At 53.0% G+C, this 21,216-nt stretch carries 1 protein-coding gene and 1 pseudogene; both read left to right on the forward strand.

Annotation, left to right across the window (positions count from 1 at the left end; genetic code table 11):
- Positions 1 to 7: 7 nt before the first annotated feature.
- On the forward strand, positions 8 to 4,546 hold the full coding sequence (locus JCM16418_RS27050) for an SDR family NAD(P)-dependent oxidoreductase (protein ID WP_242403731.1): 4,539 nt from the start codon (positions 8 to 10) through the stop codon (positions 4,544 to 4,546).
- Positions 4,543 to 21,213 (forward strand): annotated as a pseudogene (locus JCM16418_RS05945) (non-ribosomal peptide synthetase). Before JCM16418_RS27050 ends, JCM16418_RS05945 begins: the two are co-directional and overlap by 4 nt.
- Positions 21,214 to 21,216 lie beyond the last annotated feature (3 nt).

Below are 21,216 nucleotides of genomic sequence, written 5' to 3' on the forward strand. Positions count from 1 at the left end.
GGACTCTATGGAGCAGCTAGAGGACAAGCTGAACGCTTTTGTGGAAGGAGAAGGCAAAGGTGAAGGTGAAGTTGAGGGCATCTACCAAGATCAAAGCCAATCGAATAAAGATGCTTTGTCAATCTTAGCTGCGGATGAGGATATGGATAAGATCTTGGAGGCTTGGATTTCAAAAGGCAAGTATGCCAAATTACTTGAACTTTGGGTCAAAGGCGTATCTCTGGACTGGAACAAGTTGTATGAGGGCGGAAAGCCGACCCGTATCCCGCTTCCTTCCTATCCCTTCGCACGGGAACGTTATTGGCATCAGACGCTTGAAAGAACGTCCGGTTCGAGATCCCCATTTCGTTTGAAGCGGGCATTAAAGCCCACAGGCGAAAAGCAGCCGCCGACTGCGACTGAGGCAGCATCTGCTGAAGCGTTCGAACTGATGACTTTTGAGGAGGTATGGAAAGAGGAGCCGCTGCAGCAAAACTCCGGCTCTCGCGTAAACACGCTGGTGTGTTTTCTGTCAGATGTGGAATTGCAAAAAACGGCTGTCCAATTCTTTAGAACCATTGAAGAGAACATGAAGGTGCTGTTTGTTTCCCAAGAGGAGAGCAACGGAGAATCATCTTCAACCATCTATCGAGTGGACCGCCATGATGTGGATACCTACGATAGGGCTTTCAAGGACATCCAGGAACAACATGGCGATATTGATGCCGTGTTGTACATGTGGTCATTAGAGGATCCTGGCTCCGTTCAGGATTACTCCCATATCGTTTTCTTGCTGCAGGCGGTTCTGGCTGCGCAGTCAAAACCCCGCCGGCTTCTTCTGGCAGGCCAGTTTGGACAAGAGGCGGACCTGAGCCGCTGTTATCTCGAATCGTGGATCGGTTTTGAGAGATCCCTCGGGATGATCATGCCGCAGACGAAGGTGTCCGGAGTCTATAAGGAGGTTGCCGATCAGAATCAAATCGGCGACATCGCGGATTGGTTGCGAAAGCTTTGGAGCGAAGTGCATGCGGAAACAGCGCGAACTGCTTTTTATCAGGGAGAGAAGCGTCATGTAAGCCACATCAAGCCTACGCTGCTGCAAGCGGATCATTCTAGGCTAAGGATGAATGGCACTTATCTCATCACAGGAGGCTGCGGGGGGCTTGGTTTCCTGCTGGCCAAGCATTTAGCCAAGCGGTACAAAGCGAATTTAATCCTTACCGGAAGATCGCCTATGGATCCGAAGAAGGAAGCTATCCTTGGCCAGTTGGTGGCCTTGGGCAGCCGGGCTCATTATATCCAAGCCGATGTGTGCGATGTACAGGCGATGAATACCGGGCTAAGCGAATCAAGGGAACACTTTGGCTCCATTCACGGCGCCTTTCATGCGGCCGGTCTTCAGAGTTCACAGAGCTTTGAGGAGAAAGAGCTATCGAAATTCCATGAAATCCTGTCTCCCAAAATCCAAGGGACGCTTGTCCTAGATGAACTCATGCAAGAGGATTATTTGGACTTTATCTGTTATTTCTCCTCATCCGCTGCCATTTTAGGCGATTTTGGCTTTTGCGATTACGCGGTCGGGAACCGATTTCAGATGGCCTATGCCAAGTACCGAAATGATCGACAGAGCAGCGGCAGAGCCATTACGATCAACTGGCCGGTATGGAGGGACGGCGGCATGTCGATTGGGGATGCCGAAACGACCGAAAACTATCTTCGCTCCAGCGGTCAACGATATCTTGAAACGGAAGAAGGTCTGGATATTCTGGAACGCGCATTGTTCCAGCCTCAGCTGCAGCAGCAGCTTGTGTTGGCCGGACAGGCCAGCCGGGTACACCGTTTCCTTGGATTATCGGAGGAGACCCGGCAGAAAGATCAGCCAGCCGCACGTCCACAAGGCAAAGGAAGGCAGGCGCACATGCTTGGGTGGAGTACCGAACAATGCCTAGAAGCGGATCTCAAGAATTGGATTAGCGAGCTGCTTAAGCATCCGCTTCATAAGCTGAAGCCCGATATTCAATGGATGGACTACGGATTTGACTCCGTGCTGTTGGCGGAATTTGCAAGTTATTTATCTGATCGTTATCAAGTGGAAATTGCGCCTTCCTTGTTTTTCAGCTATACGAATCTAGAGCAGTTGATCCGTTACCTTCTCAAGAAACATCCAATCTCATTAGAGGCGTATTACCAGGAAAGCTACGCGGAACCTGAAGCGCTTCAGCAGGACGGTTCCCTGGTAGAGAAAGCTGCAACCGGGTACAGGAAGGTGACCTACAAACCATCGGTGAAGCGAGAAATGAGCGAATTATCTGAGCCGATTGCGGTGATTGGCATGAGCGGACGCTTCCCTCAGGCGGATAACGTCGAAGAGTTCTGGCAGCATCTGAAGGACGGGAAACGCTGCATCACGGAAATTCCCGCAGACCGCTGGGATTGGCGGTCATATGAAGGGAATCCTCACATGGAAGAAGGGAAGAGTGCTTCCAAGTGGGGGGCTTTTCTGAACAACGTCGATCGCTTCGATCCGCTGTTCTTCAAAATTTCGCCGAAGGAGTCGGCTGAAATGGATCCAAGGCACCGCCTGTTTCTGGAGGAGGCTTGGCGGACATTTGAAGATGCGGGGTATATGAACGAGCGGATAAAAGGCAAGTCGTGCGGCGTTTACGTGGGTGTGGAAGAAGGTGAATACGCCTTTTTGGTCAAAGATTCGCAATACATCAACGGCAATCAAAATGCGACGCTACCTGCACGAATCGCTTATATGCTGGATCTGAAAGGGCCAAATATGGCTATAACGGCAGCTTGTTCCTCAGGACTTGTTGCCATCCATCAAGCATGCCAAGCTCTTCGTCAGGGAGATTGCGAAATGGCGCTCGTCGGCGGCATCAACTTGAATATTTCCCCGATGTCATATGCCGCTCTGAGCAAAGCGGAGATGCTTTCGCCGGACGGAGAGTGCCGTGTTTTTGCCCAGGATGCCAACGGAATGGTTCCCGGCGAAGCCGTGGCGGCAGTGTTGTTGAAGCCGCTGTCGAAAGCCATTGCGGATCAAGACGTGATCTACGGATGCATCAAGGCGAGCGGCGTCAATTATGACGGCAGAACGAACGGGATTACCTCACCTAGTCCATTTAGCCAGGCGGAGCTTCTGGAGGCAACTTATCGCAAGCATCAGATTGATCCGCTGGATATTCAATACGTGATGTCGCACAGCACAGGGTCAAAGCTCGGGGACCCCCTGGAGATTCAGGCATTGACGAGTGTTTTTAGCAAATTTACGGATCAGAAACAGTTTTGCACGATCGGCTCGATCAAGCCGTTGATCGGACATACCTTTGCCGCTTCGGGCATTGTAGGATTAATCGGCATGCTAATGGCGATGAGAGACCGAATCATCCCGGGAACGCATAACAACGGCGCATATAATACCTCCATTGTGCCTGGGGATAGCCCTTTTGTCCTGAGCAGTTCTAATCAAGTATGGACATCGAAAGACAGCCGCCCTCGGTTAGGCACTGTGAGTGCAACGGGAATCAGCGGAACCAATGCGCACATCGTTGTCGAGGAATACGTTTCAAACAGAAAAGAAACGGATCATCCAGCGACGGAGCCGGTTGAGCCTATCTCTCAAATTGTGGTTCTTTCCGCGAAAAATGAGGATCGCCTCAGGGCAGCAAGCTCGCAGCTGCTGGAATATGCCGAATCCCGTTCCGATTTCTCCTTGCGAAATCTTGCCTATACGTTGCAGATCGGACGAGAAGCGATGGATTTCCGCTTGGCGTTGGTCGTGAACGACCGGCAGCAGCTCTCGGAAATGCTGAGAGCCTACCTCCATCCGGACAAGAACAGTGGGAGGTTAGCGGCATCCGGCCGTATCTATGCGGGGGATGCAGAAAGCTCAGGTCCTTCCGATGAGCATCTCCTTCCAATCTGGATTTCGGAAAGGGATTATGACCGCGTGGCGCGTTATTGGGTAGAAGGCGGCTATGTATCATGGGAACATCTGCATGAATCCGGGAGCGTACGCAGGATAACACTGCCGGGCTATCCTTTTGCCGGAGAACGCTACTGGTTTGAAGATAGCCCCTCCATCAACGACAGATCACCGGCGATTTCAGAAGGCGAGCTGAATCTGTCTTCATCTGGAGAGGAGAGCACCCAAGCGGCGCACATGACGGTCCGGGAATCCATTCGGGAAGCGATCCTTCGCTTTTTATCCCAGGAGCTGAACTTTGCGAAGAACCAATTAAAGACGAATATAACGCTATTGGATTACGGGATGGATTCCATCGCAGGAAGAAAGCTGATGCGGCATCTCGAACAAGCTTTTTCGATAGAGGTAACCGGACGGGAACTGCTGGAGTATCCGACAATTGAGGCTTTGGCCACTCATTTGGCCGGGAAGACCCGAGACGGTAACGAAACGGAAGAAGCGGAACCTGCCCTATCGGGGGTAACCGCTGATTATAGCGACGGGCAAATCATCGAGAAAATGGAACAATTTATGCAGGGAATAGGGGATTTTGAGGAAATTCATCACATATTGGAAGGGAGCCTAAAGAGATGAATCCTGCAGTGCTTTTGGATGCTTATAAATCTGGCAAGCTGTCTATCACAGAAGTTGAAGAACAACTGCGTCAATTGAAACAGGCGTCACTCCGGAGTCCTCTCTCCGAGGGCCAGAAGGGGTTATGGGCACTTCACAAAATGTCTCCCGGGATGAGCGCGTATAATCTTCCGGTTTGCTTTCGGGTGCTCAATTCACTGGATGTGGCGAAATTTCGTGAAGCGCTGCAAGTGGTTCAAGCCCAGTTCCCTATCTTGTCCAGCGTAGTGGAAGAAGATGACAAAGGGGTACCGTATGCGGTCGTGCAACCATCGCAGCCGCTCTCTTGTTCACAGTCGGATCTACCGGGAATGGAACCTTCCGAAATCATATCGCACGTCAGGGCTAAAGCCTATGAGCCCTTTCAGTTAGAGCAAGGCCCATTGATGCGCACGCATTTGTTTACCTTGCCTAATCAGGAAACAATCGTCCTGATTACGTTCCATCATCTTATTTTTGACGGTATTTCGATGCTGTCGTTCCTGAAGGCACTCCTAAGTGCCTATCAGGAACTTGTTGATGGCAGGCAGCCGAGATTGTCTTCCCATGCGGCAAGCTACCGCGATTTTGTCGAATGGGAGCAGGATATGCTCGATGGGAAGAAAGGTGCGGAGCATCTAGCTTACTGGAAACGGCAGCTGTCGGGTACACTGCCTGTTCTTGAGATCCCGTCCGACCATCCGCGAGCTTCCGCCCAATCGTTCAAAGGACGCACTTATACCCGGATGCTGCCAGACCAACTGGCTGAACAAATCAAAGCGTTTTCCCATTCTTATAGTACAAACCTCTCTATCGTTTATTTGAGTATTTTCAAATTGCTGCTGCACCGCTACACACAGCAAGAGGACATCATTGTCGGTATGCCGACGATCGGAAGACCGGAAGATCGTTTTGAGTCGATCATCGGGTACTTCATCAACATGATTGCAGTTAGAAGTCAATTAACCGGGACGAACGCATTCAGCGACCTTGTGCATGACTTGCAAATGACGGTAGCCGACGGTTTGGATCATGCCGCCTATCCATTTCCACGTCTGGTTAAGGAATTAAAGGTCGAGCGGTCCCGCGCGAACTCGCCCCTGTTTCAGACCGTCTTTATGTATCAGAATTTTGTCCAGAATGGCGGATTGGAGGACATTCTAGCCGTTTGCCCGGCCCTTCATTTAGCATTGATGGAAGAAGTCCGTCAAGAGGGAGAATTTGAACTGGCTCTAGAGGTATATGAACAGGGTGATGGAATCGCTTTGAGCTTCAAGTACGATCCGGATTGTTTCGAGCTCTCTACAATTGAGAGAATGATGACGCATTACATCCAACTGGCACAAGAAAGTATGCAAGACCCCACCCTGCCTCTAGCTGATTATTCGCTGCTTTCCTCAAACGAGCAGATCAAGGTAGTCGCGGACTGGAACGCCACACAGGCGGATTATCCGAAAGATCTCTGCATTCATGAGTGCTTTGCGGAAAAAGTCCGGCAGCAGCTGGATGCTGTTGCCATCATTTTGGAGGAAAAAGCGCTCACCTACCGGCAGTTGGACGAAAAGATCACGCTTTTGGCTTTATATCTTCAGGAACGCGGAGTATGCCCGGAAAGTCTGGTAGGCCTGTGCGTCGAACGTTCCATGGAGATGCTCATCGGAGTCTTAGGTATTCTAAAAGCGGGCGGGGCCTACGTGGCTCTGGATCCAAACTATCCGGATGAACGGCTAAAGTACATGCTGGAGGACAGCGGAGTTGCCATCGTGCTGACGCAGTCCAAGTTCAAGAAACATTTGAACGCTCTAATTAAGGATGACGCTTTTACACTGTCTTTGGATCAAGAGTGGGAAGAAATCGCAGAAGCAGCCAAGCAAAACGTGCAGTTGAAGCGCGAAGTCAGGCCCGATCACTTAGCATATGTGCTCTATACGTCCGGCAGTACAGGAAGACCAAAAGGTGTGATGATCGAGCATAGAAGCATCATGAATACGCTGCATTTCCTCGAAGCCCGATATCCCGTAACAAGACAAGATACTTACTTGTTAAAAACGAATTATATCTTCGATGTATCCATATCCGAATTATTCGGCTGGTTTATCGGGGATGGGCATCTTGTGATTCTGCCTCCGGGCGGAGAGAAGTCACCGGAACTCATGGCCAGGGCAATCGAAAAGCATCGGGTTACCCATCTTAATTTCGTTCCGGCTATGCTGAATGCGTTTTTGACTCACGTGGCCGATCATAAAACCTTTAGCGAACAAAACGCTGTTAAATATTTGATGGTTGCGGGAGAGGCGTTTCCCAAGGAGCTTGTGAAGAAGGCCGTCGATGTCTTTAAACGGAGTCGTGTAGAAAATATTTATGGACCTACAGAAACGTCTATTTATGCGACTTGGTTCAGCTGTACCCAAGAAATCATAACAAGCCGTCATACGCCGATCGGAAGACCGATCACGAATACACAAGCGTACATCGTGGACAAACAGCTGCGTCCGGTACCGATTGGCATCCCGGGCGAGCTGTGCATTGCTGGTTACGGGCTGGCTAGAGGCTACTTTAATCAGCCGGCGCTGACCGCGGAGAAGTTCGTCGATAACCCGTTTCAGCCGGGTACGAAGCTGTACCGGACAGGCGATCTGACTCGGTGGCTGCCGGACGGACAGATCGAATACCTGGGACGGATCGACAACCAGGTCAAGCTGCGCGGCTTTCGCATTGAACTCGGTGCCATCGAAACCCGGATTAGCGGGTATCCTGGCATCGAGGACGCGGTTGCGGTCGTCAAGCAGGCCGGCGAACACAAGACGCTTGTCGCGTACTATACCGCCCGCGAAGGCAAGACCGCTCCGGTTGCACGCGAACTGCGGAGCCACCTGAAGACGGGCTTGCCCGACTATATGGTGCCTGCCCATATTATCCGCGTAGACCGTATGCCGCTCACCCCGAGCGGGAAGATCGACCGCAAGGAACTGGCGGACTGGCCGGTGACCGTGCAGCAGTCGGAGACTCAAAGCATGCCGGAATCCCGGGTGGAACAGGCGGTTCTGGCGATCTGGGAGGACGTGCTGCAGGTCGGCGGCATGGGCAATCGCGACGGCTTTTTCGATGTCGGCGGGGACTCGCTTCTTGCGGTTGCGGTGGCTGAACGCATTCGAAAAGAGCTGGCGTGCGAGTTCACGGCGATGGATCTGTTCGAATACCCGACCATCCAAGCGATCGCAAGCTATATCGCTGCCCAGCAGCATGATGACCCAGCGGCGCTGGATATGGTGAGGGATGAAGGGATGGAAGATGGCGGCAAGAAAGACCAAACCCGCGGGACGCGAGAGAAGCTTGACGCAGACCGGGTGGTGGTGGAGCTGCCGGAAGCCTACAGGGACAGCTTGGCAATTATCGGCATTTCCTGCGAGTTTCCGGGCGCGGGGAATCACTTCGAATTCTGGAACAATTTGCTCACAGGCAAAGAGAGCTTAAAGTTTTTCACACCAGATGAGCTTCGCGATCTGGGCGTACCGCCAGAGCTGGCGGAGAATGCGGGATACGTGCCGGTTCAGTCCACCATCGCAGGCAAAGACCGTTTTGATCCGGGTTTCTTCAACCTCTCGCCGAAGGACGCCGGGTTTATGGACCCGCAGTTAAGGCTACTGCTGCTGCATGCCTGGAAGGCGGTCGAGGATGCCGGATACGTGGCCCGGGAGATTCCGCACACGAGCGTATTTATGACGGGCAGCAACAATGGCTACCGCGCCCTGCTTCCCGAAGAGTGGACGGAGAGTCTGGAAACGCCGGACGGCTATGTGTCCTGGGTGCTGGCGCAGAGCGGCACGATCCCAACGATGATTTCCCACAAGCTAGGTCTGAAAGGCCCGAGTTACTTTGTGCATGCCAACTGCTCTTCCTCACTAGTCGGACTGTATTCGGCGTACCAGAGCTTGAAGTCCGGCGAGTCGAAGTATGCCCTCGTCGGTGGCGCGACGCTGCACACCGGAACGGGTGTCGGTTATGTGCATCAAGCCGGTCTAAACTTCTCCACTGACGGGCACGTCAAGGCGTTCGATGCCTCGGCGGACGGCATGACGGGAGGGGAAGGCGCTGCGGTGCTGCTGCTGAAAAAAGCTGCCGATGCGGTCGCGGACGGCGACCACATTTACGCCCTGCTCCGCGGCATTGGGCTGAATAACGACGGTGCGGATAAGGTCGGCTTCTACGCGCCGAGCGTCAAAGGTCAGGCGGACGTGATCCGCAAAGTGTTGGATACGACGGGGATTGACCCGGAGAGCATCTCGTATGTCGAGGCGCATGGAACCGGGACGAAGCTGGGCGATCCGATCGAGCTGTCGGCGCTGAGTGCGGTGTACCGGGAGCATACGAAGCGGAAGCAGTACTGCGGAATCGGCTCGGTGAAGACCAACATCGGGCATCTGGACACAGCGGCCGGGATGGCCGGCTGCATCAAGGTGGCTATGAGCCTGTATCATGGAGAACTTGCTCCGACGATCAACTACAAGGAACCGAACCCGAATATGAATTTGGAAAACTCGCCGTTTTATGTGGTGGAGAGCCGCAAACGGCTGGAAGCGAAGGAAGAACCGTACCGAGCAGCACTAAGCGCCTTTGGACTCGGAGGTACGAATACGCATGCGATCTTCGAGGCGTACCGGAGACCGAACCAGGAAGAGCCAGTCAGCGGCCCGTATCTCATCCCCGTGTCGGCTAAAAACCAGGAGCGGCTCAGGTCCTATGCCGAGGCGCTGCTGGACTACCTGAACGAAGGCAGACTGGCGGAAGGCAGACTGGCGGACCTAGCCTACACATTCCAAGTGGGCCGGGAAGCGATGGACATCCGGGTGGCGTTTGTCGCGGCGGATGCAGCGGAACTGAAGGGTCAATTGGAGAACTACTTGCAGGGACAGGGCGGTAAGCGGAGTCTGGGCCTGTATACCGGAGAACGAAAACAAGAAGGGGGGACGCTGCTGGAGGACGATGAAGACAGCAAGACGCTAGTCCGCGCCTGGATCACCGGCGGCAGACTCAGCAAGCTGGCTGAGGCATGGTGCCGGGGAATGAGCGTGGACTGGACGCTGCTGTACAGCGAAGCAAAACCTCACCGGATGAGTGCGCCGACGTATCCTTTTGCCCAGGAACGCTACTGGCCACGTCCCGTCCAGTCCGAAACACCACCATTAACAGGACCATCGCTCTTACATCCGATGCTTCATCAGAATACATCTGTTTTATCTGAGCAGCGTTTTACGTCGAATTTTACAGGCAAAGAATCTTTTATTGCGGATCATATCATTCAAGGAATGGCTATCGTCCCGGCTGTAGTAACTCTCGAGATGGCACGAGCTGCGGCTGAACAGGGGCTCGATAATGCAGCTGATTCCGACACGTCCATTCGTCTACGCAACGTTGTATGGGTCCGTCCCATTGAGGCTTCAGAGGAACGGCAAGTTCAAGTTAACGTTGGTCTTTATGAAGAGAACGGACAGATCGTGTACAGCATGTACGGGGAGCCACAGCCGTCAGAGGCAGATCCTCTTCTGTATAATCAGGGCGTAGTGGAGCTTGTTACCATTGCGGAAGTTCCACATCTTGATCTTGCGGTGATCCGCCAGCAGTGCGGACAGGAACAGCTGACATCGGGACGGTTTTACGAAAGTATGCTGGGAGCTGACTACGGTTCCTCCTACAAAGGTGTACAAGCCGTCTATATGGGCGAGGATCAATTGCTGGCCAAGCTCTCGCTCCCGAGTTCGGCTGCGCATACGCTGAATTCGTATGTTTTGCACCCGAGTATGATGGACGGCGCTTTGCAGGCAGCGGAATATTTACAGAATGTGACGAGGGCCCGCCACCTGGCTGAAGGAGAGGCGTTCCTAGCGGCCTTGCCATTCGCTCTTCAAGAGCTTGAAGTGATCGGAACCTGCCAGCCGGACATGTGGGTGCATGTTCGATTTAGCGAAGGAAACAAAGCAGGGGAGACCATCCAAAAGGTAGACATCGATTTATGCGATGACCTGGGGTCTGTTCTCGTTCGCATGAAAGGTTTTTCGACTCGGATTCTGGATGGATCGTCCCGTTCGGATGAAGCAGCTGATCAATCAAGTATTTTGATGCTTGAACCGGTCTGGATCGAACAAGTTGTACCGCCCGATACGGAAGTGGTTTCCTACGCGGAACAAACGGTGGTACTTGTGGAAAGCGCTGCAGAGCTGCGGGACAGTATTGAAGCCCATATGAAGGGCGTTCGCATTGTCGTTCTGGATCACGGACCGGGTGCGACCTCCGAGCGATTCAGTATCTATGCGGAGCAAGTATTCGGACTCATTCGGGCTGCTTTTGAGCAAAAACCTCAGGAGCGGATGCTTATCCAGATTGTAGTCACGGCACAGGACGATCAACAGTTATTTACTGGACTTACGGGTATGCTTCGTACTGCCCGTTCAGAGAACTCTAAGCTGATCGGACAATTGATTGAGCTTCAGAGCACGGTAGATTTCAATGCGATTCCTGAAAATCTGGAAATGGATAAGCTGCGCCCGAGCGACATCCATATTCGCTACGATAAGAACCGTCGGTATACTGCCGATTGGCGCGAAGCGATGAATGTGCCGAAGGATGAAATTCTCTCCTTACCTTGGAAAGATGGGGGCGTTTATCTCATTACGGGTGGGGCAGGCGGTTTAGGCGGATTGTTTGCGAAGGAAATCGCACACCGCACGACAGGGGCAGTTCTGATTATTGCCGGGCGATCGACGCAGGACGCTAAGATCGATAGCCGCCTGGAAGCTTTACACGGATTCGGTGCCCGGACTCTTTACAAACAGGTAGATGTCACCGACAGGGATGAAGTGTTCCGGTTAATTCGAGAGATTCGTAATGAATTTGGCAGTCTCGATGGTATTCTCCACGCTGCGGGGCTCATCAAGGATAGTTACATCATCAAGAAAACAAATCAAGAACTCAAGGAAGTCATGGCGCCGAAGGTAACCGGCGTGATCCATCTGGATGAAGCTATTCAAGATGATGAACTCGATTTCTTCCTCCTATTCTCTTCTGCATCGGGAAGCCTGGGAAGTGCGGGTCAAGCGGATTACGCGGTGGCAAACACATTTCTCGACGCATTTGCCGGGTACCGCAACGAACTCGTCTCCCGCAAAGCACGTCAAGGCCGAACTCTATCCGTCATTTGGCCTCTTTGGAAGGATGGCGGCATGCAGGTCGATGCGGCAATTGAGGAGATGTTAAGGCAGCGCACTGGAGCTGTTCCGCTCGAAACGAGTTCGGGAATGGAGGCTGTGTATAAGGCATGGACTTTGAATTCCGATCGGATACTCGTTCTGGCGGGGAATCAGCGGATGATGAGACACAAATTGCTTCCAGCCAAGGAAGAGGTGCGGACGCGGGCGGTGAAAAAGGGGATGGACACCGAAAGCTTGGAGAATCGCGTGCGCGCAGCTTTGCGCGAGCAAGTGTCGCAAATTCTTCAAGTAAAGAAGGAGGAACTAGACGATGACACGGATCTGACCAGCTACGGGTTGGATTCTATCTCGATGACCGACTTGACTAATAAGCTAAACCGCTCCTATAAGCTTGAACTCACACCGCCCCTCTTTTTTGAATATGCAACCCTACGGGAGCTCTCGGTCTATTTGGCTGCCGAACATCAGAACGTTTTGGCGGTTCAGTTTGCTTCAACCAACAGGCCCTCCGCTTCGGGTACAACAAGTTCTGTACCTTCAGATGAATGGCGCGCTATCGAGGAGGAACGGCCGAATCAGATCCTTCCACAACGGCGCACCAGATCCGTGTTCCCATCGGCGCCGCAGGAGCGAAAGCAGCATCATGGAGCTTCTGAACCGATTGCGATCATCGGGCTCAGCGGTATTTTTCCAAAGGCCAAGGATGAGATTGAATACTGGGATAATTTAGTATCCGGGAAAGATTGCATCACCGAAATTCCAAAGGTTCGCTGGGATTGGCGCGATTATTATGGAGACCCGACCAAAGAAGCGAATAAAACGAACGTGATATGGGGCGGATTCATAGACGGGATTGCCGAGTTCGATCCCCTGTTCTTTGGTATCTCGCCGCGGGAAGCGGAACAGATGGAACCACAGCAGCGGTTGCTGATGACCTACGCCTGGAAGGCGGTTGAGGATGCGGGTTATTCGGCCCAAAGCCTCTCGGGCACACAGACGGGCGTCTTCGTCGGAACGGGTAACACGGGCTATGGAGCATTACTTGCCCAAACACAGGCAGCCATCGAAGGGGCTGCGGCAGCCAATATGAGCCCGTCCGCAGGTCCGAACCGAGTCAGCTATTTTATGAATCTGCACGGGCCCAGCGAGCCGATCGATACAGCGTGTTCCAGTTCGTTGGTCGCAATTCACCATGCTGTCAGCGCAATCGGAGACGGCATCTGCGATATGGCCATAGCCGGGGGCGTTAATACTATTATTCTCCCCGAAGCTTATATCAGTTTTGATAAAGCGGGAGCCTTAAGCAAGGAAGGAAAATGCAAGGCATTCTCCGACCGCGCCGACGGCTTCGCGCATGGCGAAGGCGCGGGAATGGTTTTGTTGAAGAAGCTTAGCGCAGCAGAACGGGACGGCGATCATATTTACGGTGTGATCCGCGGCACAGCAGTGAACCATGGGGGACGCTCCAATTCTTTGACGACGCCGAACCCGAAGGCGCAGTCCGAGCTGCTTCAGACGGCGTATACCAAGGCGGGGATCGATCCGCGCACGGTCACCTATATCGAAGCGCACGGGACGGGAACGTCGCTGGGCGATCCGATCGAAGTGAACGGTCTGAAGTCGGCCTTCCAGGAGCTGTACCGGAAAACCGGGGACAGCGAGGTGCTTGGCAAGCACTGCGGACTCGGCTCCGTGAAGACGAACATTGGTCATTTGTCTCTGGCGGCAGGAGTGGCGGGAGTGATTAAAATCCTGCTTCAACTAAAGCATAAAACCCTAGCGAAGAGCCTGCACTGCGATACGATCAATCCCTACATCCAACTGGAAGGCAGTCCGTTCTACATTGTCCGGGAAACCCAGGAGTGGAAAGCGCTGAAAGACGCGCAGGGCCGGGAACTGCCCCGGCTGGCAGGAGTCAGTTCCTTTGGCATCGGAGGCGTCAATGCTCACGTCGTCATCGAGGAGTATGTGCCGAAGGAAGAGGTTCCTGCGATTTCTTATCAACCGGTCGCCCTGGTCTGGTCGGCGAGAAACGAAGAACGTCTTCAGGATCAGGCCCGGCAGGCGTTGCAGTCTATCGTGGAAGGACGCTATACAGACCGCGATCTGACGCGGATAGCGTACACACTGCAAGTGGGCCGGGAAGCCATGGAAGAACGGCTTGGTATCCTTGCGGCTTCGATGTCGGAGCTGAAAGAGAAGCTGGAGAGCTACTTGGCGGGCAAGGACAGTCTGGAAGATGTGTACCGCGGGCGTGTCGATAAAGGAGCGATGCACACGCTGACCGCTGATGAGGACATTCAAGAAGCGGTCGGAAAGTGGATGCAGCGCGGAAAATACAGCAAGCTAATGGAATTTTGGGTGAAAGGGCTGAGTGTGGACTGGGTCAAACTGTACGGTTCAAATCACCCGCGCAGAATTCCGCTGCCAACGTACCCATTCGCCAGGGAGCACTACTGGGTAGAAGATGCGAGCAAGGCAAGTGGTAGCGCCGCAAGCCAGAGCGTCACTGACGCCTGGGGCTCCACAGCAGTTCTGCATCCTCTGCTGCATCGGAATACCTCCAACCTGATGGAACAGCGTTTCAGCTCGACGTTTACCGGCCAAGAGTTTTTCCTCGCTGATCATGTTGTGAAAGGGCAACCTATTTTGCCTGGCGTTGCCCATCTGGAGATGGCTCGCGAGGCGGTACAGATGGCCCTCGGCGAAATGGCTGGGACTCAAACGGCAATTCGACTCAAAAATATCGTTTGGATTCGTCCGATCATCGTGGAAGAGCAACCGGTGAAAGTTCATATCGGATTGCATCTCATAGATGACGGGGAGCTCTCCTACGAGGTGTACGGTCAGTCGGAAACCGCCGATGACGGTCTTATCCTGTACAGCCAAGGCAGTGCTGAGCTAAGTTCTGTCTGCCAGACACCGGTCATCGAGCTCTCTCACCTGCAGGCGGCATGCCGGCCAAGCACTTTTACCATACGCGACGTTTATGAGACCTATAAGAGAATCGGCTTTGACTACGGCCCGGCGTTCTGCGGAGTGGAGCAGATTTATATGGGGGAAGATTTCCTATTGGCCACGTTGTCTCTGCTTCTGAAGTGCTCGATTTGGCCGATCCGTATGTGCTCCATCCGGGCTTGATGGATTCAGCTCTGCAAGCGTCCAGCCTGCTAGCAGAGTCGGAAGAAATGCCTTTGATGCTGCCATTTGCAGTAGAAGAACTTGAGGTGTTCGGCAAATGTACATCTGGTATGTGGGTATATGCCCGAAACAGTACAGGCAGCAGGTCAGGAGACAAAATAGTAAAGCGGGATATTGATCTGTGCGATGAGCACGGCCGTGTCTGCGTACGGCTAAAAGGCTTATCCTTTAGAGAAGCCGAAGCGGACCGGAATCCGAACCCGGGCGCAACTTTCCCGGAAACCCTTGAATCGTTCATGCTGGAGCCAGTCTGGAAACCGCAAGCTGTCCATACGGAGGGAGAGAGCCTTGGCTATGCAAGGCATCTGGTGATCCTTTGCGGAATGACAGGCTTCAGTAGCAGGGATACTGCGAAAAGGCCGGGCGGAATGCAGTTCGTTCAACTGGAGCTGTCACAGCCGGATATAGCAGAGCGCTTCCATGCTTGTGCAGATCAGGTCTTTGAGATGATTCGGGATCTTCTCACCGAGAAGCCGCAAGAACGTGTGCTTCTTCAGGTGGTAGTCCCTTCGCAGGGCGACCAGCAATTGTTTGCAGGGCTGACAGGACTGTTGCAGTCGGCCGAACTGGAACATGCCAGACTTATAGGACAAACAATTATATTGGATACAGACATAAAATTCGAGGAACTTGTTGCCATATTGGAAGAAAACAAGATCAGCAGAGAGAAGAGGATCCGATATCAAAAAGGACAAAGATTTGGTTTGAGCTGGAATGAGCTAGATGCAAAAGAGGGTGATGTACCAGTCCCGTGGAAAGACGAAGGGGTATATCTTATTTCTGGAGGGACGGGAGGCCTCGGCTTCATCTTTGCTCATGACATCTTGCGACAAACCAAGCGCAGCACCCTAGTTCTAGTGGGACGTTCGGCATTAAGTCCGGATAAGAGAACCCGGATTCAGGAGCTTTCGGATGCAGGTGCGAAGGTTGTTTACAAGCAGGTGGATGTGGCGATGGAAGATGCCACCCATGCATTGATCGGCGAAATCCTACGAGATTATGGCAAGCTCGATGGTATTCTTCACAGCGCAGGCGTTATCAAAGACAACTATCTTGTCAACAAAACGACTGAAGAAATGCAGGAGGTTCTCGCGCCTAAGGTTCGTGGACTTGTGAATTTGGATGAAGCGACCAAGGAACTACCGCTCGACTTCTTTATTCTGTTCTCCTCCCTAGCGAGCACGGCAGGGAGCGCTGGGCAGGCGGATTATGCGATGGCCAACGCTTTTATGGACGCTTACGCAACGTACCGCAACTCTCTGATTAAAACACTATACCGTCACGGGCACACCCTTTCGATCCATTGGCCTTACTGGAAAGAAGGCGGCATGAAGGTCGATGCCGAAACGGAAAAAATGACGCTTCAGAAATACGGCATCACTGCCATGCAGGCATCAACTGGCATTTCGGCGTTGTACCGGGGGTTAGCTTCCGGCAAAAGTGAGGTTCTGGTTATGGAGGGCGAACTGACCCGTATAAGACAGCATTTACTCTCGGAAGCGATGGAACAGGTAATTCCTCCGACCGCTGTGTCAGAAATAAAAGAGTCATCATCTACGCTAGTGGAGACGGAACTTGACACAGGAAATTTGACCGATAAGGTTTTGATTGCTCTGAAGTTAGAAGTGTCCAAATTACTCAAGATTCAATCAGGTGCGATCGATGTTGATTTGGAATTCAACCAATACGGCTTCGACTCCATTACCTGACTGAGTTCGCGGGCAAGCTGAACAAGCTTTATAAGCTGGAGATGGCGCCAACCGTATTTTTCGAATATACCAGCCTTAAGGCGGTCGCGGAATACTTGTCCAATCAGCATCAGAGCGCAATGATGGCACGGTTTGCCGTCCAGCAGCCACAGGCCCGGAATACTTTCCAACCAGTAGAAACGAAAAGCGCTAACTCGGAATCCCTGCAGAAACAGCGTTCCCGTTTCGCCAGCTCCGCAGCTTTTACTTCGCTGAAGCCGCAGACTCGTGATCTCGAAGCGGTTGCTGTTGTAGGAATGAGTGGTATTTTCCCAAAAGCTGCGGATGTGAACGAATACTGGAGCAATCTGGCATCAGGGGAGGACTGCATCACCGAAATTCCCAAGGACCGCTGGGACTGGCGTGATTATTACGGTGATCCGACCAGAGAAGCGAACAAAACGAACGTCAAATGGGGCGGCTTCATTGATGGCATTGCTGAATTCGATCCATTGTTCTTCGGCATCTCGCCGAGGGAAGCGGAGCAGATGGAACCGCAGCAGCGGTTGCTGATGGCTTACGCCTGGAAGGCGGTGGAAGATGCTGGTTATTCGGCACAGAGTCTCTCGGGCTCGCAGACGGGCGTGTTCATCGGAACGGGGAACACCGGTTATAGCTCTCTTCTCGCGAATGCCGATATCGAAGGGACTTCCGCTGCAAACATGAGCCCGTCCGCCGGTCCGAACCGGGTTAGCTATTTCATGAATCTTCATGGCCCTAGCGAACCGATCGACACCGCTTGTTCATCCTCACTCGTCGCTATTCATAATGCGGTCCGGGCTATTGAGGATGGCACCTGTGAAATGGCCATAGCCGGCGGCGTCAATACGTTGGTGACGCCGCAAGGGCATATTGCCTATGATAAGGCCGGCGCACTGAGCAAAGAAGGAAGATGTAAGACTTTCTCGAACCATGCCGATGGCTTTGCAGCCAGCGAAGGAGCCGGAATTCTATTTCTGAAGAAGCTTAGCGCAGCGGAACGGGACGGCGATCATATTTACGGCGTGATCCGCGGCACGGCGGTGAACCACGGGGGGCGCGCCAATTCCCTGACGACGCCGAACCCCAAGGCGCAGTCTGAGCTGCTTCAGACGGCGTACACCAAGGCGGGGATCGATCCGCGCACGGTCACCTATATCGAAGCGCACGGAACCGGGACGTCGCTGGGCGACCCGATCGAAGTGAACGGTCTGAAGTCGGCCTTTCAGGAGCTGTACCGGAAAACCGGGGACAGCGAGGTGCTTGGCAAGCACTGCGGACTCGGCTCCGTGAAGACGAACATCGGGCATTTGTCTCTGGCGGCAGGAGTAGCGGGAGTGATTAAAATTCTACTTCAACTAAAGCATAAAACCCTAGCGAAGAGCCTGCACTGCGATACGATCAATCCCTACATCCAACTGGAAGGCAGCCCGTTCTACATTGTCCGGGAAACCCAGGAGTGGAAAGCGCTGAAAGACGCGCAGGGCCGGGAACTGCCCCGGCGGGCAGGGGTCAGCTCCTTTGGCATCGGAGGCGTCAATGCTCACGTCGTCATCGAGGAGTATGTGCCGAAGGAAGAGGGTCCTGCGATTTCGGATCAATCGGTCGCCCTGGTGTGGTCGGCGAGAAATGAAGAACGTCTTCAGGATCAGGCGCGGCAGGCGCTTGAGTCTATCGTGGAAGGACGCTACACAAACCGCGATCTGACGCGGATAGCATACACGCTGCAAGTGGGACGGGAAGCCATGGAAGAACGGCTTGGTATCCTTGCTTCTTCGATACCGGAGCTGAAAGAGAAGCTGGATGGCTACTTGGCGGGCCGAGATAGCCTAGAGGATGTATACCGCGGGCGTGTAGATAAAGGAGCGATGAACACGCTGACAGCCGATGAAGACATTCAAGAAGCGGTCGGAAAGTGGATGCAGCGCGGAAAATATAGTAAGATACTGGAATTTTGGGTGAAAGGGCTGAATGTGGACTGGGTCAAACTGTACGGTTCGAATCGCCCGCGCAGAATTCCGCTGCCAACGTATCCGTTTGCCAAGGAACGCTACTGGGCAGGAGACGGCGCAGGCAACGCAAGCGAAAGCACCGCAACCTTGAGCGTTACGAACGGCTGGGGCACCAATGCTGTTCTGCACCCTCTGCTGCACCGAAACACCTCCGACTTGACGGAACAACGATTTAGCTCGACGTTCACTGGTCAGGAATTTTTCCTCACTGATCATAAAGTGATGGGCAAGCCGGTATTGCCCGGCGTGGCGTATCTTGAGATGGCGCGGGAGGCTCTAACGCACGCCGTTAGAGAGGCAAAGCACTACAGAGGCGGAATGAGAATCCGCAATATGGTTTGGATTCAGCCGCTGACGCTTATTGACGGACCACTGCTCACGGAGATTTGTCTTGCGCCTCAAGACAACGGAGAAATTGCTTTCGAGGTCTACCGTGAATCGGCCAGCAAAGAAGGAGAACGGATCATTCACGGACAAGGTAGTATGGCGATTGGCTTAATGGAAGAGCAGCCGCTGCTGGATTTGAAATCTTTGTTTTCCCAGTGCAGTTCAAACACGCTTACTTCCCAGCAATGCTATGAAATTTTCAAGACGTTGGGAATTGATTACGGTCCCGGACATCAGGGAATCGAGAGTGTGTACATCGGACAGGATCAAGCACTGGCTAAGTTGTCTCTGCCTGCCTCAATAGCGGATACTGCCGACACATTCGTGCTTCACCCCAGTATGCTCGACTCAGCACTTCAGGCAGTTATCGGGGTCAGAATGGATACTGCAGACGAGCCGTTGTCACTGCCATTTGCTCTACAGGAAGTAGAGATTTTCGGAGCATGCACGCCAAACATGTGGGCCTTTGTCAGACGATCGGAGGGTTTGGCTAAACAGGATACGATGCAAAGGCTGAATATCGACTTGGCGGACGAACAAGGACTCGTGCGCGTACGGATCAAAGGGATTACCTCGCGGGCACTGGAAGGGGGAGGCCCCCCTCGAATCGAGCCAAGGCAGATTCCCTCAGAGCTTACTGTCGAACCGGCCGATTCCGTACACTTATTGACGCCTGTATGGGATACGCTGAAGGTCGAGAGGCACCGCCCATTCCCGGCATTAAGTGATCGGGTTCTGGTCGTTGGAGGAGATGACAACGATATTGCACGTATTCGGGACATGTTTCCTGAAGCACAGAAACTTCATCTTCATCCTCTAGCATCCATCGACACGATTGCCGAACAGTTGGAAGGTTGGGATTTGTAAGCCATATCGTGTGGATGGAGCCTTCTCTGCCTGCCGGTGATCAATTGGGTGAGGAAAGATGGGTACGGTCTGAGGACTGCGTTAGGCCGATTTTCAGATTCTTGAAAGCTTTGCTTCGCTTGGGATATGCCAGCAGGGAACTAAGCTGGACCGTGGTTACGGAACGTTCGCAGCTTGTGCTGAAGCACGATGTGGTAAATCCGGCCCATGCAGGTATTCATGGCTTCATGGGATCGGCCGCCAAGGAATTTGGGGGCTGGGACATCCGGCTGATCGATGTGGACGACAGGCTCCTGGTTCAGATGGAAGATCTCTTTACCGTTTCTTTGGATTCCCAAGGAGAAACTTGGGCTTACCGAAACCGGGAGTGGTATAGACAGCGTCTGATCCCCGTTCAATCCTGTGAACCGTCAGCATGCTTGTACAGGCAAAATGGGGTGTACGTCGTGATCGGCGGTGCCGGAGGCATTGGAGAAGCTTGGACCGAGCACATGATCCGCACGTATCAGGCACAGGTAATCTGGGTCGGCAGACGAAGCAAAGATGAATGGATTCAAGACAAGCTGGACCGTTTAGCGGCATTAGGCCCCGAACCTCTCTATATCGAAGCCGATGCTTCTAAACACACAGATTTGCAGAGAGCATACGAGCAAATTAAGCAGAGACATACTCACATTCACGGCGTGATTCATTCTGCTATCGTCCTGGCAGATCAAAGCCTTATCAACATGGAGGAAGACCGTTTCAACCAGGTCTATTCGGCTAAAGCGGATGTTTGCGTGCAGATGGCTAGTGTATTCGAGCAAGAAACGCTTGATTTCGTATTGTTCTTCTCCTCCATTCAATCCTTTGCCAGAGCCCCTGGACAGAGCAATTATTCGGCTGGCTGTACCTTTAAGGATGCTTTTGCACAGAGTCTTTCGCAAGAATGGTCCTGTCCGGTGAAGATCGTGAATTGGAGCTATTGGGGAAGCTTCGGGATTGTCGTCTCGAAGGAGTATCAAGAGAGGATGGCTCAGGCGGGCGTAGGCTCCATCGAGCCATCGGAGGCGATGAGAACTTTGGATATTCTCTTGGGAAGTCCTTTGAACCAGCTTGTTCTGATGAAAACGACGTCACAGGCCACGAGGGAAACCAACGATGCAAAAGAGCAGGTGACGGTATATCCGGAAAGCTCCGGCGTAAATCTGCAAAATCTCCGCAACAACTATAAGCTGGGTGACCAGAAAAAGTTGCAGTTGATCCATTAAGGA

Origin of the sequence: Paenibacillus pini JCM 16418 (genome assembly GCF_000576305.1) — a bacterium.
GTDB classification, from domain to species: domain Bacteria; phylum Bacillota; class Bacilli; order Paenibacillales; family Paenibacillaceae; genus Paenibacillus_AQ; species Paenibacillus_AQ pini.

Coding starts and splice junctions, on each gene's coding strand:
- JCM16418_RS27050 (WP_242403731.1), top strand. CDS start 8: ATGGAGCAGCTAGAGGACAAGCTGAACGCTTTTGTGGAAGGAGAAGGC.